Source organism: Cellulomonas sp. Root137 (assembly GCF_001426725.1).
Classification (GTDB): Bacteria; Actinomycetota; Actinomycetes; order Actinomycetales; family Cellulomonadaceae; genus Cellulomonas.
Genome location: NZ_LMFG01000007.1, coordinates 1 through 4,136, shown reverse-complemented (window position 1 = coordinate 4,136; position 4,136 = coordinate 1). Strand labels below are relative to the sequence as shown.

Genomic DNA, 4,136 nt, shown 5'->3' with positions numbered 1-4,136 from the left:
TCTGGCGCAGTGGCAGGTGCGCAAGCTGTCCCGGGCGACCACAGCGGTCACCCCCGCCGCGACCAAGAGTGCGCCCGACACCCTCGTTCTGCCGGGTCTGGCCGGTCACCTTGATCTGGTCCGGTGCGATGCGCTCGGTGCGAGCCTCGTGCTCGATCGGCACGCGGGCGTGATCTGTGGGGTGCTGAGGGTCACGGGTGCGGGATTCGTCCTGGACGACCCCGCAGCGCAGGAGCACAAGGTGGCCGGGTGGGGGCGGGTACTGGCGGGGCTGTGCCAGCAGCCGGCGATGGTGCGTGTCCAGCTGCTTGCCCGGACGGTCCCTGGTGGTCTGGCCCCTGCGCGTCGGTGGTGGCGCGATCACTGCGCCTCTCCCACGACCGAGCTGTCGATGGTCCTGGCCGGACTGCTCGACGGCGGGTTCGTCCAGCCGCATGCCCGCGACACCCTCCTGGCCGTGGCGCTGCGTGCGCCACGACGTCACCGAGCCGTCACCGTCGCCGACATCGCGATCNAGCGGGTTCGTCCAGCCGCATGCCCGCGACACCCTCCTGGCCGTGGCGCTGCGTGCGCCACGACGTCACCGAGCCGTCACCGTCGCCGACATCGCGATCGTGACGAAGCACCTTGAGGCCGTTGCGTCGTCGTTGGTCGGCGCGAACCTGACGCCGGCCGGGTGGCTCGACCGCGAGGACCTGGCTGCCGTGGTGCGTTCTGGATACGACCCTGCGACCGCCGCCCGTACCGAGGACGCGGCGGTGAACTTGGCCGGTCCCATGGGTGTCCACGAGTTGTGGTCGATGCTGCGCACGGACAGCTCGGTGCACGCCACGTATTGGGTGGTGGAGTGGCCGCGCAGCGAGGTCCACCCCACGTTCCTGCAGCCCCTGCTGCTCGGGGAGCCGATGCCCCGGACCGTGACCTTGATCGCCGAGCCACTGGCGACCGCCCGGGCGCTGCGAGAGATCCGACGCACCAAGGCCGAGCACATCGCCGACGCCGCTCAGCGCGCCCGCATCGGCCAGGTCGAGGCCGAGAGCACGCGAGCGGAGGTCGACGACCTCGAGCGTCGGGAGGCCGAGCTCGTGGCCGGTCACGGCGACCTGCGCTTCACCGGGCTGATCACCGTCTCCGCGACCAGCGAGTCCGAGCTTGAGCAGCGGTGCGCCGCCTTGGAGACAGCCGCCGCCCAGGCGATGTGCGAAGTGCGGAGGCTGTTCGGTCAGCAGGGCCAAGCGCACCTGGCCGCGGCACTGCCGTTGGCGCGGGGTGTGCTGTGAACGCGGCGCGCACTGCAACGTTCCGCCGGACGGCGGGGCGTTACCGCAGCGGCCCGCGACTGCGGTTGCCTGCCCACCGGGCCTCGTCGGCGACCTTGGCCGGTGCATATCCGTTCCTCGTGCCACCCTCGTGCGACATCGGCGTGCCCGTGGGGCAGGACGCGCTGACGGGCGGCCCGTTCGGCTTCGACCCATGGGCGCTGTACAGCGCAGGCGACCTGACGAACCCCAACCTGCTCCTGGCGGGTGTGATCGGGCAGGGCAAGTCGGCGCTTGCCAAGTCCCTGGCGATGCGGTCCATCACGGCCGGACGGTCCGTCTACGTGCCGGGCGACCCGAAGGGCGAATGGGCGCCGGTCGCTGCGGCGGTGGGTGGCACGGTGGTGCGCCTCGGCCCCGGGCTGCTGGCCCGGCTCAACCCGCTGGACGCCCAGGACGGCCCGGAGCCGCACGGGCCACGGGTCCGCCTGCTCGCGGCCGTCGCCGCCCTCACGGTCCATCGTGAGCTCGGCGCCGCTGAGCAAGGTGCCCTGGACGCCGCCCTCGCCACGGCCGAACGCCGCCGCAGCACACCGACGATCGGCGACGTCCTGTCGGCGCTGGCCTCTCCTGACGCTTCGTCCGCGCGCTGCGACGGCGTCCGCGTCGAGGATCGGTCGGCGGACGGGCGAGATCTCGCCCATGGTCTGCGGCGCCTCGTGCGCGGCGACCTCGCGGGGCTCTTCGACGAGCCCTCGACCGAACGGCTCGACCCGCACGCTCCGATGGTCGTACTCGACCTGTCGCGCCTCGGCTCCGACGAGGACGCGCTGGCCTTGGCGATGACGTGCGCGTCGGCGTGGCTGGAGGGGGCGTTGCTGGCGTCGAACGCGAAGCGGTGGGTCATCTACGACGAAGCCTGGCGGGTCCTTCGACACGTCGCGCTGGTGCGCCGGATGCAGTCGCAGTGGAAGCTGTCACGCGCCCACGGCATCGCCAACCTCATGGTGCTGCACCGCCTGTCCGACCTGGACGCCATCGGCCAGCACGGCTCAGAGGCCCGCTCTCTGGCGCAGGGACTGCTGGCGGACTGCTCCACCCGCGTCATCTACCGCCAAGAGTCCGACCAGCTCTCCGGCACCGCAGGCGCCCTCGGCCTGACCCGACCGGAACGGGACCTGCTCCCGGTCCTGCCACGCGGGACGGGCCTGTGGAAGATGCCGCACCGCACCCACGTCGTGCACCACGTCCTGCACCCCGCCGAGGTCGATGTCGTCGACACCGACTCCGCCATGCGCGACCACACCGAACACGAGGACCGGTGATCACCATGAACGACGACGACATCACCCGACTCGCCGAGCAAACCACCCTCGGCTCTGTCCTGCTGCAGCCCGCGGCCCTGGACGAGATCCAGCGGTGGCTGCGCGCCGGCGACTTCGCCGACACCTGGCACTCCGAGGTCTTCACCTCCATGCTCGAGCGGCGCGCCGCCCACGAACCGATCGACCCCCAACGGATGGCCGACGCACTCACCGGACGGCTCGGCACCCGCCGGGCCAACCTGCCCCGACTCGCGGACCTGCTGCACGTCACACCGCCGCACCCCCACGCCGTCACCTACGCGCGCATGGTCTTGGACGGCGGGCTGCGTCGAGAGATCGCCGGCACCGGCGTGCTCCTACGCGCAGCCGCCGTCCGGTGCGCATCGGACCGCATGTCACGCCCGATCTACGCGACCTGCAACGTCGTGGACGCCGCGATGGACTGCGCCGAGGCCCGCTGGGCGAAGGCCACCGGGCAGGCTCACGACGAGGTCGTCGTCCCCCTCGCCCTGCGCGCCGTGATGCGCAACACCGAAGCGCGCATGGGCGCCGACAAGTACCTGAGCGCCCACCCCGGCCGCGACGCCGGCTCCGAACGCCGCAACGCCATCGCTCTGATCGGCGCGCTGATCGCCCAGCCCGAGCATGTCGCAGAGGTCGCCCAATGGCTGGCGCCTGCACGCATCACCGATCCCGGTTGGCGCGCCGTCTACGGCACCCTGATCGACCTCGCCGAGCTCGGTCAGCACGTCGACATCGTCACCGTCGCCTGGGCCACCCGCGCGCACACCCACCACGAACCGGCGCTGCCCGGACTGTCCGAGCTGCGTGCCGCCGTGGACGACGGTTGGTCCAAGCAACTCAGGCCAGCGATCCAAGCCGTCGCCGGCGACCAAGTGCGCCACCTGGCCGACGCCGGCGCCGCGCAGCTCCTCGCCGGCGCCACAAATCCCGGGGTGCTCATTACCGACCTGGTCGACACCGGGCACCTCCTGACCACTGCCCTGCGCCGCACGGCCGCGGCCCTGCCGATCGAGCCGGCACACTCCCCCGCGGCGACCCCCGCGGTGCGCACCCAACAGATCGAGTCGGTCTCGCGATGAGGCCCACCCAGCAAGTGCCGCGCCCGGGATCAGCGGGCGGGTCCGACATGACCACCTGGGCGATGACCCTCGGTGCCGCTGTCCTGGTCCTGTCCGCAGTCCTGTGGTCCGGAGCGGCACTGGCCTGCCTCCTGACCGGACGCACGCCCCCCACGGCCGGACTCCTGACCGCGCTGAGCGCGATCGCTCACCCGACCGACCCGGCATCGGTGTGGCCGCACCCATCGGCGTTGCCCGGGCCCGTGGCGTACTGGACCGGCACCGCCCTGGCCACCGCCGTCTGGGTCGGCGTGACGTGGGGAACCTGGCGCGCGTGGCAACGCGTGGCCACGAACGACCGCGGGCACGCCAGTGCATTGCGCAATCTCCCGGGGATGGCCGCGCCGAGTGACGTGCACGCCGCCGCGGGCCAGCGAAGCCTGCGCACCCGCGCTCCGGTCGTGCGCCCG

4 protein-coding genes and 1 pseudogene are annotated in these 4,136 nt (G+C 72.5%); all 5 read left to right on the top strand.

Annotation, left to right across the window (positions count from 1 at the left end):
* Nucleotides 1–16 precede the first annotated feature (16 nt).
* Nucleotides 17–514: pseudogene (locus ASD18_RS21885) on the top strand (SCO6880 family protein); the annotation flags it as partial.
* A 1-nt stretch (nucleotide 515) separates the two neighbouring features.
* The coding region (locus ASD18_RS20595) for a valine--tRNA ligase (RefSeq protein WP_235522503.1) at nucleotides 516–1,280 on the top strand (765 nt) is incomplete at its 5' end.
* Between the two features lie 119 nt (nucleotides 1,281–1,399).
* Complete coding sequence (locus ASD18_RS20590; RefSeq protein ID WP_235522502.1) at nucleotides 1,400–2,584, top strand: ATP-binding protein; 1,185 nt, start codon at nucleotides 1,400–1,402, stop codon at nucleotides 2,582–2,584.
* A gap of 5 nt (nucleotides 2,585–2,589) precedes the next feature.
* Nucleotides 2,590–3,687 (top strand): DnaB-like helicase N-terminal domain-containing protein, encoded by a 1,098-nt coding sequence (locus tag ASD18_RS20585; protein ID WP_156388125.1) that lies wholly within the window; start codon nucleotides 2,590–2,592, stop codon nucleotides 3,685–3,687.
* Nucleotides 3,688–3,734: 47 nt separating this feature from the next.
* On the top strand, nucleotides 3,735–4,136 hold a 402-nt coding region (locus ASD18_RS21665; protein ID WP_235522501.1), incomplete at its 3' end, for a hypothetical protein.